Here is a 15660-nt window from a genome sequence, read left to right on the forward strand (position 1 = left end):
AGCAAATGAAATTTACGAAACTTGCAGCGGCCAGCGTTACGGCCCTTATGGTGGCGACCCCGGTTCTTGCGGACCTGGTGTTTCCATCGCTCAGCTATCGGACTGGCCCTTACGCGGCAGGTGGTATTCCTTACGCTGACGGTTTTGCCGACTACTTCACGCTGCTGAACGAACGTGATGGCGGTATTGGCGGTGTCATGACGTCCGCCCCGGAATGTGAAACGGCATACAACACCGAAAAAGGTGTGGAATGCTACGAAGCCACCAAAGGTGAAGGCGCGCTGGTTTACAACCCGCTGTCGACCGGCATCACTTATCAGCTGATCCCGAAAGTGACTGCGGATGACATCCCGCTTTATACGCCGGGTTATGGACGGACGTCTGCTGCAAACGGCAAAGTGTTCAGCCATGTCTTCAACTTCCCGGCCAACTACTGGAACGCGGCATCGCTGGCCGTGAACCACTTGCTGGATACCAATGGTGGCGACCTTTCCGGCAAGAAAGTCGCGCTGGTCTATCACAACTCGGCCTACGGCAAGGAACCGATCCGTACTCTGGAAGGTCTTGCTGCGAAGCACGGGTTCGAGCTGCTCGCCATTCCGGTTGATCACCCCGGTCAGGAGCAAAAAGCCCAGTGGCTGCAAATCCGTCGCGAACGCCCTGATTTTGTTCTGATGTGGGGCTGGGGCGTGATGAACCAGGTCGCCATTCAGGAAGCTGCCAACATTCGCTATCCGATGGAAAACTTCATCGGCGTGTGGTGGTCGGGCGGTGACCATGATGTCGTTCCTGCTGGCGATGCGGCGACAGGCTACAAGGCTGTGACGTTCCACGGCGTTGGCTCGGACTATCCGGTGTTTGACGACATCCAGCAATATGTGGTGGGTGCAGGCAAGGCTGCCGGCAACGGCGACAATATCGGCAAGGCGCTTTACAACCGCGGCGTTTATGCCGCGATGTTGCTGGCTGAAGCCGCCAAGAAAGCCCAGGAAATCCACGGTACCCCGGACATCACGTCGTCGATGATGCGTGACGGTATGGAAGCCCTGGAAATCACCGATGAGCGGATGGCCGAGCTTGGCATGCCGGGCTTTGGCCCGGCCTTCACGGTCAGCTGCGAGAACCACGGTGGTCCCGGTACCGGCGCAATCCAGCAATGGGATGCGGCTGCTGGCACTTGGTCGTTGATCTCGGATTTCGGCCCTTCGGACATGGAGGTGATCCAGCCGCTGATCGACGAAGACTCGGCAGCCTATGCCTCTGAGAACAACATCGAAGCGCGCTGCAACTGATCCGCGTGTAAACAACGTCGTCCGGGCCATCCGGTCCGGGCGACCCCCGAACACAGAACATGAACAGGACGACCGATATGCTGGACGCCGCACAGACCGCTGAAAAGACCGCAAGGAATGCGGGCGAAAATCTTCTTGAGGTCAACAATATCGAGGTGATCTATAATCACGTGATCCTCGTGTTGAAAGGCGTGAGCCTGAACGTGCCCAAAGGCAGTATCACTGCCATTCTGGGCGGTAACGGCGCTGGCAAGACGACCACGTTGAAGGCAATCTCGAACCTGCTGCAATCTGAGCGGGGAGAGGTCACCAAAGGGTCCATTCTGCACATGGGTGAGAATGTGGCCGAACTGAATCCCTCGGCCCTTGTGAAGCGTGGTGTCATTCAGGTGATGGAAGGCCGTCACTGCTTTGAACACCTGACCGTCGAAGAAAACCTGCTGACCGGTGCTTACACCCGTACCGATGGCAAGGCTGCGATCGCATCAGATCTTGAGATGGTGTACGACTATTTTCCGCGCCTGAAAGAGCGGCGCAAAAGCCAAGCTGGCTATACTTCGGGTGGTGAACAACAAATGGTGGCGATGGGTCGCGCGCTGATGTCGCGTCCCGATATGATCTTGCTGGACGAACCGTCCATGGGTCTTGCGCCACAGCTGGTCGAACAGATTTTCGAGATCGTCAAGAAAGTGAACGAGCAAGAGGGCGTGACCTTCCTGCTGGCAGAACAGAACACCAACGTCGCGCTGCGCTATGCGCACTATGGGTACATTCTTGAGAACGGACGCGTGGTGATGGACGGCCCAGCCGCCGAACTGCGCGAAAACCCGGACGTGAAAGAATTCTATCTCGGTATGTCGGACGAGGGTCGTAAGAGTTTCCGCGATGTGCGGTCTTATCGTCGCCGCAAACGCTGGTTGGCCTAACGCCCCGTCGGACACTGATAAAACGTAACGAATGGCCGGTGGATAACCGGCGCTGACAAGAGGTCACTCATGTCCAAGTATTTTGACGCGCTGGAAACCCGTTCGACTGACGAACGCACAAGCGCATTGATTGATGGCCTCCGCGCACAAATTGCCCGCGCTCGGGCAGCTAAAAATGCCTGCCAACTGGATGGGCCAGAGATCACTTCCCTGTCGGATTTGGCAAAGTATCCGATCCTCAGAAAATCTGAACTGAGCAAATGGCAAAAGGAAAACCCGCCCTTTGGTGGCTTTGCCGTCAAGAAACCGGCCCATGTTTTTCAATCGCCCGGTCCGATCTATGAACCGGGCGGCGTCAGCCACGACTGGTGGCGTATGGGGCGTTTTTTGCATGCCTGCGGCATTGGTGCAGACGACATTGTTCAAAACTGCTTTGGGTATCACTTGACCCCTGCCGGGATGATTTTCGAGAACGGTGCACAGGCGGTTGGTGCCACGGTGCTGCCCGCCGGTGTCGGCCAGACCGAGTTGCAGGTGCGCGCGGCGGCCGATATAGGCACCACCGCCTATGCCGGGACGCCGGATTATCTGAAGATCATCCTTGATCGCGCCGATGCGGATGGTGTGAAGCTCAGGATCACAAAGGCTGCCGTTGGCGGCGGTGCTTTGTTCCCCAGCTTGCGTCAGGAATACGCGGATCGTGGTGTGTTCTGCCTGCAAAGCTATGCGACCGCTGATCTGGGCAACGTGGCCTATGAAAGCGATGCGATGGAAGGCATGATCGTGGACGAGGGCGTGATCGTCGAGATCGTGCGCCCCGGCACTGGCGATCCCGTGGCTGAAGGCGAAGTGGGTGAGGTTGTCGTGACAACGCTAAATCCCGACTACCCATTGATCCGTTTTGCGACCGGTGACCTGTCGGTTGTGCTATCTGGCACCAGCCCGTGTGGCCGTACCAATATGCGGATCAAGGGCTGGATGGGTCGCGCCGACCAGACCGCCAAGATCAAGGGCATGTTTGTCCGTCCCGAGCAGGTTGCCGATTTCGTCGCAAAGCACGCGGAAGTGTCTAAGGCGCGCGTCATCGCCACCCGTGAGGGCGAGATGGATGCGATGACCGTTCAGGTCGAGGCCGATGGCGGAGATGCTGAGAACTATGCAAAATCGGTCGCCGAAACGCTGAAATTGAAGGGTAAGATTGAACTTGTCGCACCCGGCAGCCTGCCGAATGACGGCATCGTCATCGACGACCAACGCGTCTACGACTGAGCTGATTCCAGAGTTTCCTCCCGGATGGGGCTGGGGAGACCTGGCCCCTTCTGCGTTTCAGGGGTTACGCCCTTCAGACCAACCAAACGCCAAATGCAAAAAAGCCGCCCAATGGGCGGCCTTTTCGGTAACGCTGCTGATGGGCTCAGCCCTGACGGGCTTTGAACCGGCGTTGCGTTTTGTTGATCACGTAAACGCGGCCTTTACGGCGCACCACGCGGCAATCGCGGTGGCGGTTCTTCAGCGAGCGGAGCGAGTTGCGAACTTTCATGTTCCTTCTCCTTCAACGCGGCGCTGCGGTTGCGCCTAAGCTACATTATACCGTCTGACCTTGCGGTCGTCTGGCGGTTCATGGTGGGCGATACTGGGATCGAACCAGTGACCCCTTCGATGTCAACGAAGTGCTCTACCGCTGAGCTAATCGCCCGGAAAATCTTTCCGAACCAATCTAAGCGACCGGTCCAAAAAACGCGACGCGGGAATACCCGCGCCGGTTCGCGGTTCTATAAAAGGAGTCGTGCCCGTGCGCAAGGCCTTTTGACGAGAGATTTTTTGCCATATTGTGCATGGTAGGAAAGGCACAGAGGACTTCGGATGTCGACACCCCCATATACGCTGACATTGCCGAAGGCACACACAACAAGTGTGGTTTTTGCATCGCCCCACAGTGGTCGGTATTATCCACCCGCATTCATACAAGACAGTGTGTTGGACGAACATGCTCTTCGCTCGTCGGAAGATGCCTATGTTGATCTGTTGTATGCGGCCGTGCCCGAACATGGTGCGCCCATGTTGATGTCAAACACCCCCCGTGCCTATGTCGACCTGAACCGGGGGCCCGAGGAACTGGATCCGGCTTTGATCAATGGCCTGCGTCGGGTCGATCACAATCCACGTGTCTCGTCTGGTCTGGGTGTTATTCCACGCGTTGTGGCCGGTGGGCGGGCAATCTATCGCGGGAAAATGTCCCTGCGTGATGCGCAAGCGCGGCTGGCACAACACTGGCACCCTTATCACAAGGCGCTGCAATCCTTGCTGGACCGCAGCCATACGACCTTCGGCGAGGCGATATTGATCGACTGCCATTCCATGCCGCACGAGGCGGTCAGCAGCCTGTGCAAAGGCAAAAGGCGCTGTCCGCAGATTGTCTTGGGCGACCGTTTCGGCGCATCCGCCGCGCCAGACATCGTTGGGCGAGTCGAGGCTGCATTCGCCCGTGCGGGATTTGAGACCGCGCGCAATACGCCTTTCTCTGGGGCGTATATGGCGCAGCATTACGGGCGTCCGTCGCGCGGCCAGCATGTGGTTCAGGTTGAGATTGATCGGTCTCTTTACCTTGACGAACAGATGGTGCGCCCAAATGGCGATTTTTCGCAAATCCGCGCAAGACTGTCATCCGTAATCGCCGAGATTGCTGAAATCGGGCGAAGCGAAAACGCTTTGGCTGCAGAGTAAGCTTAGCGGATTCCGCGGCCCTTGACGATGCTGTCATGTCCAAACCGCGCGCGGATCTTGTCGGTCGCCCGTTCCGCCGCGCGTCGTTTGGCGGCGTTCGGGTCAAGCAGGTCATCGCTGAGATCGGCATTTTCGGCTGTTCCAAGATGGCTGATCCCTACACCGATCAGCCGAAATGGCCCCTTGTCGGCAACCGTGTCCAACAGGCTGCGGGCTGTGCGATAGATACGGTCAGCCGATTGTGTCACGTCCCCTAGGTTGCTTTGCCGGCTCAACGCCCGGAAATCGGCGCGCTTCAGCTTAAGTGTGACCACGCGCCCGGCCAGGTCGCGGGCCTTGGCGCGGTCTGACACGTTTTCAGCCAAACGCCACAGATGACCATCCAGAAGGTCGATGTCCGAGGTGTCCTCGAACAATGTGGTTTCGTTCGAGATCGATTTGATCGGTGCATGGGCTGACACCCGCCGCTTATCCTCGCCTCGTGCCAGATGCCACAGCCGATCTCCCATACCGCCGAACCGTGCGATCAGGTCTGTCTTCTCCCATCGCAGCAGGTCGGCAAATGTGCGAATGCCTGCCTTTTCCAGTGCCGCCTGGCTGACGCCGCCTACGCCCCAGATCAACCCGACAGGCTTGTCATTCAGAAACCGGGCGGTTTCCGCCTTGCCGATCACCGAAAACCCGCGCGGCTTATCAAGGTCCGAGGCCACTTTGGCCAGAAACTTGTTGTGGCTCAGCCCGATTGAGCCGGTCAGCCCCAGCTCGTCCTGCATCCTGTTGATCAGCCGTGCCAGCATCACAGCAGGAGGTGCGCCGTGCAGCTTTTCGGTGCCGGACATGTCCAGAAAGGCTTCGTCCAGCGACAAAGGCTCGATGGACGGTGACAAGTCATCCATCATGGCGCGGATTTGTTTGGAGACAGCGGCATAGTGGCTGCCACGCGGACGGATCACCACCGCTTCGGGGCACAGTTTTAGCGCCTGGAACATCGGCATGGCGGATCGCACGCCACGTATGCGCGCCACATAACAGGCGGTTGACACCACCCCGCGTTTGCCGCCGCCAATGATCACCGGCTTGTCAGCAAGATCAGGATTGTCGCGCTTTTCCACTGACGCATAGAACGCATCGCAATCCATATGCGCGATGGTCAGGTCAAACAGTTCGGGATGCACAAGCACCCGTGGGCTGCGGCAAGACGGGCAGCGGCGACCATCGTCAAACTGGGTCAGGCAGTCTCGGCACAAGGCAGGCATGTGGTATGGTAACTTATCGAGAGTGTGGAACAAACATTTGGCGGACCAAAAGGCAGCAGATGGAATATAGCGGGGCGAAACTTGTGTTGCTGATTGGTGGGCAGGTGGCAACCCTGTTGCGCGATAATTTTGACCACATCCCTTATCCCGACATGTGGGACTTTCCCGGTGGTGGGAACGATCCGGGTGAAACCCCTGAACAATGTGTGCTTCGCGAGACCTATGAAGAGCTGGGATTGCGCCTGACCAAAGAAGATCTGATCTGGAGGCGACCCTTCGACAGCCCTGTGATTCCCGGTACAAAAACCTGGTGGTTTGCCGCGTCCCTGCCACAATCCCGTGCGCAAGATATCGTATTTGGTGAAGAAGGGCAGTGTTGGGCATTGATGGAGCCGTCAGAGTGGTTGTCGCACCCGAAAGCGATTGCTCATTTCAAGCCACGATTGCAGGCTGCACTTGCCGCCATAGCGGATCAAAACATTGAATATCCGGCGAAATGACACCATCTTCTAACCAACTAACGGACAGTGAAAGGTTCTTTCCATGAATGACATTCCCGCAGATCTACTTGGCGGCAACAGCGTTCTTCTGTTGTTGGCGGCCTTCCTGATCATTGTCGTCCTTTTGGGCGTCAAGATCGTGCCGCAAAGCCAGAAATTCGTGGTCGAGCGTTTCGGCCGCTTGCAATCGGTTCTGGGTCCGGGGATCAACTTTATCGTGCCGTTTCTGGATCGCGTGCGGCATCGGGTGTCAATTCTTGAACGTCAGTTGCCGACGGCCAGTCAGGACGCCATCACCTCGGACAACGTGTTGGTTCAGGTCGACACAAGCGTGTTCTATCGCATTCTTGAGCCTGAAAAGACTGTCTATCGTATCCGTGATGTGGATGCCGCGATCTCGACCACAGTGGCTGGGATCGTGCGTTCTGGCATCGGTGAAATGGAGTTGGACGAGGTGCAGTCGAACCGCCAGCAGTTGATTGCGAAGATCAAGCAACAGGTCGCGGATGCCGTCGATGACTGGGGGATCGAGGTGACGCGCGCCGAAATTCTGGACGTGAATCTGGACAATGCCACGCGTGAGGCCATGTTGCAGCAGTTGAACGCGGAACGCGCCCGGCGGGCACAGGTGACCGAGGCCGAAGGTAAACGCCGCGCGGTTGAACTGGCCGCGGATGCGGAACTTTATGCAGCCGAGCAAACCGCAAAGGCGCGCCGTATTTCGGCCGATGCCGAGGCTTATGCGACCGAGGTTGTTGCCAAGGCCATCGCGGAAAACGGGTTGGAAGCGGCGCAGTATCAGGTTGCCCTGAAGCAAGTTGAAGCCCTGACCGTGGTTGGCAAGGGCGAGGGCAAGCAAACCATCATCCTGCCTGCGAATGCGCTGGATGCGTTCGGGGATGCCTTTAAACTGTTGAAAGGAAAGCCATGATGTTGTGGGCAACGTGGTGGGTTTGGGTCGCCGGGGCCATTGCGCTTGGTATTCTTGAAATGCTGGCCCCCGGCTTCATCTTTGTCGGATTTGCAGTTGGCGCCTTGGTCGTAGGGTTGCTTTTGTTTCTGGGCGTTGCCCCGGGTCTGCCGTGGCTTCTTGTTATCTTTGCCGCCGTGTCCCTTGCCACATGGCTGATCCTGCGACGGGTCATCGGCATTCGCAAAGGGCAAACCAAGCGCATTGATATCGACATCAACGAATTATGAACTCAGGCGCTGGGTTCTGCTGTCTCGGCTTCGAAAAGGAACGGCATTTGCTGTGCCATGATGCCGCCCTTCAAAAGCCAGCTAAGCCCCAGCGCCCATAGTGCGACGCTTTCTGCCCAGAACGTGAATGACCAATTGGCGTCCCACGACCTGCCGAGTTCGGGCAGGAAAATCTTGACCACACCGATCAGGATCACCATCGCCAAAATGGTCCACCCAAAGGCCTGATAGCATTGATTTCGGCGTCTTTTGTGGGGTCCGGGGTTGCGTGCGGTGCAGCGCGTGAACAGCCGGATGGATGTGACGGCCATGAAAATCAGAAACAGCCCAGCTGCCGAAAAGTGAATATTCTGTTGGACCTGATCCATCGACGGTGGGATCAGGCGGTCGAACAGCGCCAATGGGTGATAGCAGCTGTCGCGGTGGCACAGCGTTGGAATGAAGGCCGTCGTGAACACCGCAACACCGGCGATCGAGGAAACCATGCGGTCCGACAGAATCTCGTCCGGCTCGCGGCAGTAACCTTCGTAGGTTACAAGGAACAGCCCAACGCCTGCGGCCGCCGATACGAACACTTCGCGCAGTTCGGTATAGAAAAACGCGGAAATGGACTCCTGCATTGGAATGTCGAACAGATAGACATTGATCAAAAGCACAAAGGGAAGTGTCAGCCCAATCGCGCCAATTGCACGCCGAAGTCGCAACACGGTGGACATGTCAGGATTGGGATGTGTTTCGGGCATGGGGCACCTCGGAAATGACTGCATGCGCGACGATGGCCGCCTATGCTTTCAGAAAAGCATATTGGTCCCCATGATCGAAACATTGTTTGCGCTACGCAAGGCGGTGCGGTCTGTCAGTCACTCACGTTTCCAAGAGCGCGGCGTGAAATCCAAAGGATCAGGCGTAGTTCGCGCGCTGTGCTTGCGGCGAATTTAGTTCTGCAATGATCGCCTCGGCGGCCGCTTTCGGGTTTTCGGCAAGGCGGATCGGCCGACCCACGACGACATGATCCACGCCATCGGCAATGGCTTGTGCCGGGGTGGCAATCCGTTTTTGATCGCCAAGGTCGGCACCGGCGGGCCGCACGCCGGGGGTGACGATCAGTTTGCCCTCGGCCTCGGGCAGGGCGCGGATCAGTTTTGCCTCTTGCGGCGAGGCGATGACACCGTCGGCCCCGGCCTCCAGCGCGCGGGCGGCGCGTTCCAGCACCAAATCCTGAACATCGCCCGGTTTGATCAGCGCGGCGTCCAGATCGGCACGATCCAGCGAAGTCAGGATGGTCACCGCAAGGATTTTCATATCGCTGGCCCCTTTGCCTTCCTGCGCGGCGCGCACCACGTAGGGGTCGCCATGCACGGTCAGGAAATCCAGATCGAACTGGGCCAGACCCCGCACCGCAGCCTCGACCGTGTTGCCGATGTCGAAAAGCTTCATGTCCAGAAAGATCTTTTTGCCGTACTCGCTTTTTAACTCGTTGGCCAGCGCCAGCCCGCCCCCGGTCAGCATACCCAGCCCGATCTTGTAGAAACTGACCGAGTCGCCCATTGTCTGGGCCAGTTGCAACCCTTCCAAAGCGTTGGGGACGTCGAGGGCAAAGATCAGGCGGTCGTCAGACATGGGTGGCTCCATTTCTCGCGGGGTTGAGGTGTCCTAACCGGAGGCGCGCACAAACGCAATTGATCCTGCATCGGATCGAGATGCAGCGGGTCGAAAATCTATGGGTTTTACGTTGATCCACCCCTCCGCCGTCTTGCATTTTTCCGACCCGTTCCCATCTTTGTTCTGAGGCCCGAAGGGATGTGCCGCAAGGGTGGGCATTCCGACCATGGGCGCTTTAGAAGGAGAGTGATATGGACTTGAACAAGTTCACCGAACGGTCGCGTGGTTTCATTCAGGCCGCACAGACCATCGCGATGCGCGAAAACCACCAACGACTGGTTCCCGAGCATCTGCTGAAAGCCCTGATGGACGACGAAGAAGGGATGAGCGCGAACCTGATCCGCAAGGCAGGTGGGTCGCCCGAACGCGTCCGCGCCGCCGTGGATGAGGCCATTGGCAAACTGTCGAAAGTGACGGGCGATGCGGCGCAGGTTTACATGGACAACGCCACCGCCCGCGTGCTGGACGAGGCGCAGAAACTGGCCAAACAGGCCGGGGACAGCTTCGTGCCGGTCGAGCGGTTGTTGACCGCTCTGGCGATGATCAAATCCAAGGCGCGTGACGCGCTGGATGCCGGTGCGGTGGATGCCAAGAAGCTGAACGCCGCGATCAACGCGGTGCGTCAGGGCCGCACAGCGGACAGCGCCAGTGCGGAAGACAGCTATGAAGCCTTGTCGAAATACGCCCGCGACCTGACCGAAGCTGCTGAACAAGGCAAGATCGACCCGATCATTGGCCGCGACGAGGAAATTCGCCGCACGATGCAGGTGCTGAGCCGTCGCACCAAGAACAACCCGGTTCTGATCGGCGAACCCGGCGTGGGTAAGACCGCGATTGCCGAAGGGCTTGCCCTGCGCATCATCAATGGCGACGTGCCTGAAAGCCTGCGCAACAAGAAGCTGTTGGCGCTGGATATGGGTGCACTGATTGCCGGTGCGAAATACCGGGGTGAGTTTGAAGAACGCCTGAAGGCCGTGTTGAACGAAGTCACTTCGGCTGCCGGTGAAATCATCCTGTTCATTGACGAGATGCACACGCTGGTGGGGGCCGGTAAATCGGATGGGGCGATGGATGCTGCCAACCTGATCAAGCCCGCTCTGGCTCGCGGAGAGCTGCACTGCGTCGGGGCCACAACGCTGGATGAATACCGCAAGTATGTCGAAAAGGATGCGGCCCTTGCCCGCCGGTTCCAGCCTGTGATGGTCGAAGAACCGACGGTCGAGGATACGATCTCGATCCTGCGGGGCATCAAGGAAAAGTACGAACTGCACCACGGCGTGCGGATTTCAGATAGCGCGCTGGTTGCTGCGTCGACCCTGAGCCATCGTTACATCACCGACCGGTTCCTGCCGGACAAGGCGATTGACCTTGTGGACGAAGCCGCCAGCCGTTTGCGGATGGAAGTGGATTCGAAACCCGAAGAGCTGGATGCGCTGGACCGGCAGATCATGCAGATGCAGATCGAAGCCGAAGCGCTGAAGCTGGAGGATGACAAGGCGTCGAAAGACCGGCTTGAGAAACTCGAAGCCGAACTGTCAGATCTTCAGGAGAAATCCGCCTCGATGACGGCCAAATGGCAGGCCGAGCGGGATCAGCTTGAAGGCGCGCGTGGCTTGAAAGAGCAATTGGACCGTGCCCGCGCCGAGCTGGATGCCGCCAAGCGCGAGGGCAATCTGGCCAAGGCTGGCGAGCTGTCATACGGCGTTATTCCAGAGCTTCAAAAGAAGCTGGAGGAAGCCGAAGGCGCCGAGAGCGACATGATGGTCGAAGAAGCCGTGCGGCCAGAGCAGATCGCGAGCGTGGTCGAGCGTTGGACGGGTATCCCGACCACGAAAATGCTTGAGGGCGAGCGCGAGAAGCTGCTTCGGATGGAAGACGAGCTGCACAAGCGTGTGATCGGTCAATCGTCGGCTGTGACGGCTGTGTCAAATGCGGTGCGTCGCGCACGCGCCGGATTGAACGACGAGAACCGCCCGCTTGGGTCGTTCCTGTTCCTTGGGCCAACCGGCGTGGGTAAGACCGAGCTGACCAAGGCGGTGGCCGAGTATCTGTTCGACGACGACAACGCGATGGTGCGCATCGACATGTCCGAGTTCATGGAGAAACACGCGGTCGCCCGAATGATCGGCGCGCCTCCGGGCTATGTCGGGTATGACGAAGGTGGCGTGCTGACCGAAGCCGTGCGGCGCAGGCCCTATCAGGTCGTGCTGTTTGACGAGGTCGAAAAGGCGCACCCGGACGTGTTCAACGTGCTGTTGCAGGTTCTGGACGATGGTGTCCTGACCGATGGGCAGGGCCGGACTGTGGACTTCAAGCAGACGCTGATCATCCTGACGTCGAACCTTGGCGCACAGGCGCTGAGCCAGCTGCCGGATGGGGCCGATGCCTCGGATGCCAAGCGCGATGTGATGGACGCGGTGCGGGCACATTTCCGTCCCGAGTTCCTGAACCGTCTGGATGAAACGATCATCTTTGACCGCCTTAGCCGAGGCGACATGGGTGGCATCGTTGATATCCAGTTGGAACGTCTTGCGCGTCGCCTGGCCCGCCGCAACATCGTGCTTGAGCTGGACGACGGCGCGCGCAAATGGCTGGCCGACGAGGGTTATGACCCCGTGTTCGGTGCCCGCCCGTTGAAGCGTGTCATTCAGCGTGCGCTTCAGGACCAGTTGGCGGAAATGCTGCTGGCCGGTGATGTGATGGATGGGGATACGATTGCTGTATCTGCCGGATCTGAAGGCCTGATAATCGGTGATCGGGTGGCAAGTTCTAACCAACGCCCACCCGAGGATGCGGTTGTTCACTAAACCCGTCTGATACACCAAATAAAAGCCCCGCCGGTGCAAACCGACGGGGCTTTGCCGTGAGTGGGAAGAGGCGAACTGCCCTTACATCTCGCTTGGAATCGCGCCTGCTTCCTGAGCTGCTGCCAGTTCGTCAGCGTTCAGAGTGCCGCTCTCATCCGCGTCTGCCGTCGAGAAGGCTTCGGCCGTCACGTCAGGATAAACTGCAACCAGCTCTTCCATGGTGACCTCTCCGTCCTCGTTTGCGTCCAACGCGGCGATGTCTGCGAAAACAGCAGACGAACCAGCAATCAGAAGAGCGGCGGCAAGAGATGTGGTTTTCATTCGAAATACTCCAATATTTGATTTTCGCACCCAAGACTGGATGCAGAGACATGGAAACCACGATGCATGTTGCGGTTCATCCGAATTGCGGGAAGGTGTTCATTTTAGGCGCTAATTTGCGATAATGGCCTCCACCTACAGGCGAAGTTTCGCGGGCGTGTTTGGACGGGGCAGAGGGCGGCAAAACGGCTCCTATCCGTGGGGACGGTTTAGGCGATTCGTGGCCGAGAAATAGCGCCGCGTACCCATACGCAACATTACGCCTGCTGGCGGTCGCGGGCAGACGCGAGTCTATCTTCACCTCGAATCACATCATCGCGTTAGCCCGGATCTCGGTCTTTTTGTTTAAGCACATGGCGCTAAACTCACTCCGAATCACGGAGGGGTCTTCATGCAATCCATGTTCTGGACGGTCGAGCTGTTGGCGCAGGCGTTGCTTTTTCTGATTGGTGTCGGGTTCCTGGTGCTGATCGTTCTATATGTCATCGACCGGTTGCAAACCCATGATGCGGTGCGCCGCAACTATCCGGTGATCGGGCGGTTTCGTGCGCTATTCACCAATCTGGGCGAGTTCTTCCGACAGTATTTCTTTGCGATGGATCGTGAAGAGCTGCCGTTCAATCGCGCCCAGCGGGACTGGGTTGAGCGGGCAGCGTCTGGTCAAGCCAACACCGTCGCCTTTGGATCGACCCGAAATCTTGGTATCACCGGCACGCCCATCTTCGTGAATGCTGCGTTTCCGCCGGTGAGCGACCAATATGCGCAAACCGAGCCGCTTTTGATCGGGCCGACCGCCCGCCATCCTTACAGTGCCACTTCTTTGTTCAATCTGTCCGGTATGAGCTTCGGTGCCTTGTCCCGCCCCGCGGTCGAAGCACTTTCAGTTGGCGCGGCCAAGGCGGGTATCTGGATGAACACGGGCGAGGGTGGGCTGTCACATTATCACCTGAAGGGGGGTGGTGACATTGTCTTTCAGATCGGCACGGCGAAATACGGTGTGCGGGACGCCGAAGGCAACCTGTCGGACGACAAGCTGCGCGAGATTGCGGCCCATCCAGAAGTAAAGATGTTCGAGCTGAAACTGGCGCAGGGTGCCAAACCGGGAAAGGGAGGTATCTTGCCTGCCGCCAAAGTCTCGGCCGAGATTGCTGCGATCCGTGGGATTGTTGAAGGTGTCGCCTCGATCTCACCCAACCGGCATCTTGAAATAGATGACTGGGATGACCTTCTGGATGTCCTGTCCCATATCCGTGAGGTGACGGGAAAGCCGGTTGGTTTCAAAACGGTTGTCGGGTCGGTCGACCCTCTTGAGGACCTGTTTGAAAGGATCGTGCAGCGCGGAACGCAAGATGCGCCAGACTTTATTACCGTCGACGGGGGCGAGGGTGGCACGGGTGCGGCGCCCATGCCGCTGATCGACCTTGTTGGTCTGCCCATCCGAGAAGCGTTGCCATTGGTCTGCGATTTACGGGATCGCCATGGATTGAAAGATCGAATCCGCCTGATTGCCTCGGGCAAGCTCATCAATCCGGGGGATGTGGCGTGGGCGATCTGTGCCGGTGCTGATTTCGTCACATCAGCCCGAGGGTTCATGTTCTCGCTGGGCTGCATCCAGGCGATGAAATGCAATCGTAACACCTGCCCCACCGGAATCACCACCCATGATCCAAGATTACAGAAAGGGCTTGTGCCAGAGGACAAGGGCGACAAGGTGGCCCGTTATGCCAAAGGCGTTGTTCACGAGGTCGAAACCATCGCCCATTCGGTCGGCGTGACCGAACCACGTCAGATGGGCCGCCATCATGTGCGGTTGGTGCAGGAGAACGGACGTTCGGTTCAGATGAACCACATTTATCCTGCCGTCGCGCCACTTGATTGATGGAATGTTACAATCCTCTGGCGCGGACGTGAGCCATTGTGCTTTGGATTTTCGCGCGCGCTGTCATAGGTCAAAGTAAGTCGACCATGAAAGGTGTGCCCGATGGCCTATACGATTAAACTCAAATATTCCGACGTAACGCCGCGCGCGGATTACATGAACAGGCGCCAATTGATGGGCGGAGCCGTCGGGCTTGCCACCGGATTGGCGCTGGGCCCGGCGCTTGGCGCGTCGAAGTATTCGGCCGATCTTGACCCAACCGCGTTGGAAGACATCTCTTCCTACAACAATTTCTATGAATTCGGCACGGGTAAGGGTGATCCGGCAAGCCATGCGCATAAGCTTACGGTCGACCCTTGGTCGGTCGAGATTGACGGTATGGTGGAGCGACCCGGATCGTATGGTCTTGAGGACATATTGAAGAAGGTCACGCAAGAGGAACGCATCTATCGCTTCCGCTGTGTTGAGACCTGGTCGATGGTTGTGCCTTGGGTCGGGTTCGAACTGAACCAGTTACTCAATATGGCTGGTGTGCAAGGGGGGGCTAAATATGTGGCCTTTCAAACCCTATTCCGGCCTGAAGAAATGCCCGGACAGAAAACCGTTAATCTTGAATGGCCCTATCGTGAAGGTTTACGACTGGACGAGGCGATGCACCCGCTGACGATCATGGCCACCGGTATTTATGATGAGCCGATGCCGAAGCAGAATGGCGCGCCCTTGCGGCTCGTCGTGCCGTGGAAATACGGCTACAAGTCGATCAAGTCGATTGTGCGCGTGACGCTGACAGACAAAGAACCGCAAACCACGTGGAACATGTTGCAACCGAATGAATACGGTTTCTATTCGAACGTGAACCCCGAAGTCAGTCACCCGCGCTGGTCGCAGGCCTATGAGAAGCCGATTGGCGGGGGGCTGTTCGCCAAGCGTCAAGAGACGTTGAAGTTCAACGGCTATGAAGAAGAGGTAGCCAGTCTTTATGATGGCATGGATCTGGTGGTGAATCACTGATGTCCTTTGTTGACCGGATAAACTCCGCTCTTCGGAGCGTGCCGGTTTGGGTCCTGTATGTTGCCGGGGCAGTTTGGCCGGC

Annotated in this window: 16 protein-coding genes and 1 tRNA gene (1 of these 17 cut by a window edge); 11 read left to right on the forward strand and 6 right to left on the reverse strand. The window is 58.0% G+C overall.

Translation table 11 applies throughout. The features are described from left to right. Window positions 1-5 precede the first annotated feature (5 nt). The 3 genes from J3R80_RS08010 (at window position 6) to J3R80_RS08020 (ending at window position 3487) form a co-directional block, all read left to right on the forward strand. Window positions 6-1292 (forward strand): ABC transporter substrate-binding protein, encoded by a 1287-nt coding sequence (locus J3R80_RS08010; RefSeq protein WP_275393241.1) that lies wholly within the window; start codon window positions 6-8, stop codon window positions 1290-1292. A gap of 77 nt (window positions 1293-1369) precedes the next feature. Next, entirely contained in the window at window positions 1370-2218 is an 849-nt protein-coding gene (locus J3R80_RS08015) for an ABC transporter ATP-binding protein (protein ID WP_275393268.1), read from the forward strand. 69 nt (window positions 2219-2287) lie between these two features. After that, window positions 2288-3487, forward strand: a complete 1200-nt coding sequence (locus J3R80_RS08020; RefSeq protein WP_275393242.1) for a phenylacetate--CoA ligase family protein — start codon at window positions 2288-2290, stop codon at window positions 3485-3487. 145 nt (window positions 3488-3632) lie between these two features. Here J3R80_RS08020 and ykgO read toward each other — a convergent pair whose 3' ends face one another. Next, the gene (gene ykgO, locus J3R80_RS08025; protein WP_005850168.1) at window positions 3633-3758 is read right to left on the reverse strand and encodes a type B 50S ribosomal protein L36; all 126 of its coding nucleotides are present in this window, start codon (window positions 3756-3758) and stop codon (window positions 3633-3635) included. A gap of 81 nt (window positions 3759-3839) precedes the next feature. Beyond that, window positions 3840-3914, reverse strand: a tRNA-Val gene (locus J3R80_RS08030). A 167-nt stretch (window positions 3915-4081) separates the two neighbouring features. Between J3R80_RS08030 and J3R80_RS08035 the strand changes: the two genes are divergently transcribed. Beyond that, window positions 4082-4942, forward strand: coding sequence for an N-formylglutamate amidohydrolase (locus J3R80_RS08035; protein WP_275393243.1), 861 nt, complete (start codon window positions 4082-4084; stop codon window positions 4940-4942). Between the two features lie 2 nt (window positions 4943-4944). Here the strand turns inward: J3R80_RS08035 and J3R80_RS08040 are convergent, their stop codons facing one another. Continuing rightward, window positions 4945-6198 (reverse strand): DNA polymerase IV, encoded by a 1254-nt coding sequence (locus J3R80_RS08040; protein WP_275393244.1) that lies wholly within the window; start codon window positions 6196-6198, stop codon window positions 4945-4947. 59 nt (window positions 6199-6257) lie between these two features. On the opposite strand from J3R80_RS08040, the gene J3R80_RS08045 reads away from it, so the two are divergent. Genes J3R80_RS08045 through J3R80_RS08055 form a run of 3 tightly spaced genes read left to right on the forward strand, consistent with a single transcriptional unit; the run spans window position 6258 to window position 7898 of the window. Continuing rightward, the gene (locus J3R80_RS08045; protein ID WP_275393245.1) at window positions 6258-6698 is read left to right on the forward strand and encodes an NUDIX hydrolase; all 441 of its coding nucleotides are present in this window, start codon (window positions 6258-6260) and stop codon (window positions 6696-6698) included. Between the two features lie 43 nt (window positions 6699-6741). Next, the gene (locus J3R80_RS08050) at window positions 6742-7629 is read left to right on the forward strand and encodes an SPFH domain-containing protein (RefSeq protein ID WP_275393246.1); all 888 of its coding nucleotides are present in this window, start codon (window positions 6742-6744) and stop codon (window positions 7627-7629) included. Further along, window positions 7629-7898 (forward strand): hypothetical protein, encoded by a 270-nt coding sequence (locus J3R80_RS08055; RefSeq protein ID WP_275393269.1) that lies wholly within the window; start codon window positions 7629-7631, stop codon window positions 7896-7898. Before J3R80_RS08050 ends, J3R80_RS08055 begins: the two co-directional genes overlap by 1 nt. Window positions 7899-7900: 2 nt before the next feature. Here J3R80_RS08055 and J3R80_RS08060 read toward each other — a convergent pair whose 3' ends face one another. Then, window positions 7901-8641, reverse strand: a complete 741-nt coding sequence (locus J3R80_RS08060) for a hypothetical protein (protein ID WP_275393247.1) — start codon at window positions 8639-8641, stop codon at window positions 7901-7903. A 157-nt stretch (window positions 8642-8798) separates the two neighbouring features. Further along, complete coding sequence (gene pyrF / locus J3R80_RS08065) at window positions 8799-9530, reverse strand: orotidine-5'-phosphate decarboxylase (protein WP_275393248.1); 732 nt, start codon at window positions 9528-9530, stop codon at window positions 8799-8801. Window positions 9531-9751: 221 nt separating this feature from the next. Here pyrF and clpB point away from each other — a divergent pair, with 221 nt between their 5' ends. Further along, on the forward strand, window positions 9752-12367 hold the full coding sequence (gene clpB / locus J3R80_RS08070; RefSeq protein ID WP_275393249.1) for an ATP-dependent chaperone ClpB: 2616 nt from the start codon (window positions 9752-9754) through the stop codon (window positions 12365-12367). An 81-nt stretch (window positions 12368-12448) separates the two neighbouring features. On the opposite strand, the gene J3R80_RS08075 is transcribed toward clpB, so the two are convergent. After that, window positions 12449-12688 (reverse strand): EF-hand domain-containing protein, encoded by a 240-nt coding sequence (locus tag J3R80_RS08075; protein ID WP_275393250.1) that lies wholly within the window; start codon window positions 12686-12688, stop codon window positions 12449-12451. A 391-nt stretch (window positions 12689-13079) separates the two neighbouring features. On the opposite strand from J3R80_RS08075, the gene J3R80_RS08080 reads away from it, so the two are divergent. The 3 genes from J3R80_RS08080 to msrQ all read left to right on the forward strand — a co-directional run. Then, window positions 13080-14567, forward strand: a complete 1488-nt coding sequence (locus tag J3R80_RS08080) for an FMN-binding glutamate synthase family protein (protein WP_275393251.1) — start codon at window positions 13080-13082, stop codon at window positions 14565-14567. Between the two features lie 102 nt (window positions 14568-14669). Then, window positions 14670-15578 (forward strand): protein-methionine-sulfoxide reductase catalytic subunit MsrP, encoded by a 909-nt coding sequence (gene msrP / locus J3R80_RS08085; RefSeq protein ID WP_275393252.1) that lies wholly within the window; start codon window positions 14670-14672, stop codon window positions 15576-15578. After that, window positions 15578-15660 carry the 5' portion of a protein-methionine-sulfoxide reductase heme-binding subunit MsrQ gene (msrQ, locus tag J3R80_RS08090; protein WP_275393253.1) on the forward strand. The gene runs 562 nt beyond the window's last position, so only the first 83 of its 645 coding nucleotides appear in the window; the start codon lies at window positions 15578-15580; its stop codon lies beyond the right edge, outside the window. Before msrP ends, msrQ begins: the two co-directional genes overlap by 1 nt.

The organism is Aliiroseovarius sp. Z3 (assembly GCF_029105185.1).
Lineage (GTDB): Bacteria > Pseudomonadota > Alphaproteobacteria > Rhodobacterales > Rhodobacteraceae > Aliiroseovarius.

What these genes read in the sequence shown, in the direction of transcription:
- J3R80_RS08010 (WP_275393241.1), top strand. Translation starts at nt 6, where the DNA reads ATGAAATTTACGAAACTTGCAGCGGCCAGCGTTACGGCCCTTATGGTG.
- J3R80_RS08015 (WP_275393268.1), top strand. Translation starts at nt 1,370, where the DNA reads ATGCTGGACGCCGCACAGACCGCTGAAAAGACCGCAAGGAATGCGGGC.
- J3R80_RS08020 (WP_275393242.1), top strand. Translation starts at nt 2,288, where the DNA reads ATGTCCAAGTATTTTGACGCGCTGGAAACCCGTTCGACTGACGAACGC.
- ykgO (WP_005850168.1), bottom strand. Translation starts at nt 3,758, where the DNA reads ATGAAAGTTCGCAACTCGCTCCGCTCGCTGAAGAACCGCCACCGCGAT.
- J3R80_RS08035 (WP_275393243.1), top strand. Translation starts at nt 4,082, where the DNA reads ATGTCGACACCCCCATATACGCTGACATTGCCGAAGGCACACACAACA.
- J3R80_RS08040 (WP_275393244.1), bottom strand. Translation starts at nt 6,198, where the DNA reads ATGCCTGCCTTGTGCCGAGACTGCCTGACCCAGTTTGACGATGGTCGC.
- J3R80_RS08045 (WP_275393245.1), top strand. Translation starts at nt 6,258, where the DNA reads ATGGAATATAGCGGGGCGAAACTTGTGTTGCTGATTGGTGGGCAGGTG.
- J3R80_RS08050 (WP_275393246.1), top strand. Translation starts at nt 6,742, where the DNA reads ATGAATGACATTCCCGCAGATCTACTTGGCGGCAACAGCGTTCTTCTG.
- J3R80_RS08055 (WP_275393269.1), top strand. Translation starts at nt 7,629, where the DNA reads ATGTTGTGGGCAACGTGGTGGGTTTGGGTCGCCGGGGCCATTGCGCTT.
- J3R80_RS08060 (WP_275393247.1), bottom strand. Translation starts at nt 8,641, where the DNA reads ATGCCCGAAACACATCCCAATCCTGACATGTCCACCGTGTTGCGACTT.
- pyrF (WP_275393248.1), bottom strand. Translation starts at nt 9,530, where the DNA reads ATGGAGCCACCCATGTCTGACGACCGCCTGATCTTTGCCCTCGACGTC.
- clpB (WP_275393249.1), top strand. Translation starts at nt 9,752, where the DNA reads ATGGACTTGAACAAGTTCACCGAACGGTCGCGTGGTTTCATTCAGGCC.
- J3R80_RS08075 (WP_275393250.1), bottom strand. Translation starts at nt 12,688, where the DNA reads ATGAAAACCACATCTCTTGCCGCCGCTCTTCTGATTGCTGGTTCGTCT.
- J3R80_RS08080 (WP_275393251.1), top strand. Translation starts at nt 13,080, where the DNA reads ATGCAATCCATGTTCTGGACGGTCGAGCTGTTGGCGCAGGCGTTGCTT.
- msrP (WP_275393252.1), top strand. Translation starts at nt 14,670, where the DNA reads ATGGCCTATACGATTAAACTCAAATATTCCGACGTAACGCCGCGCGCG.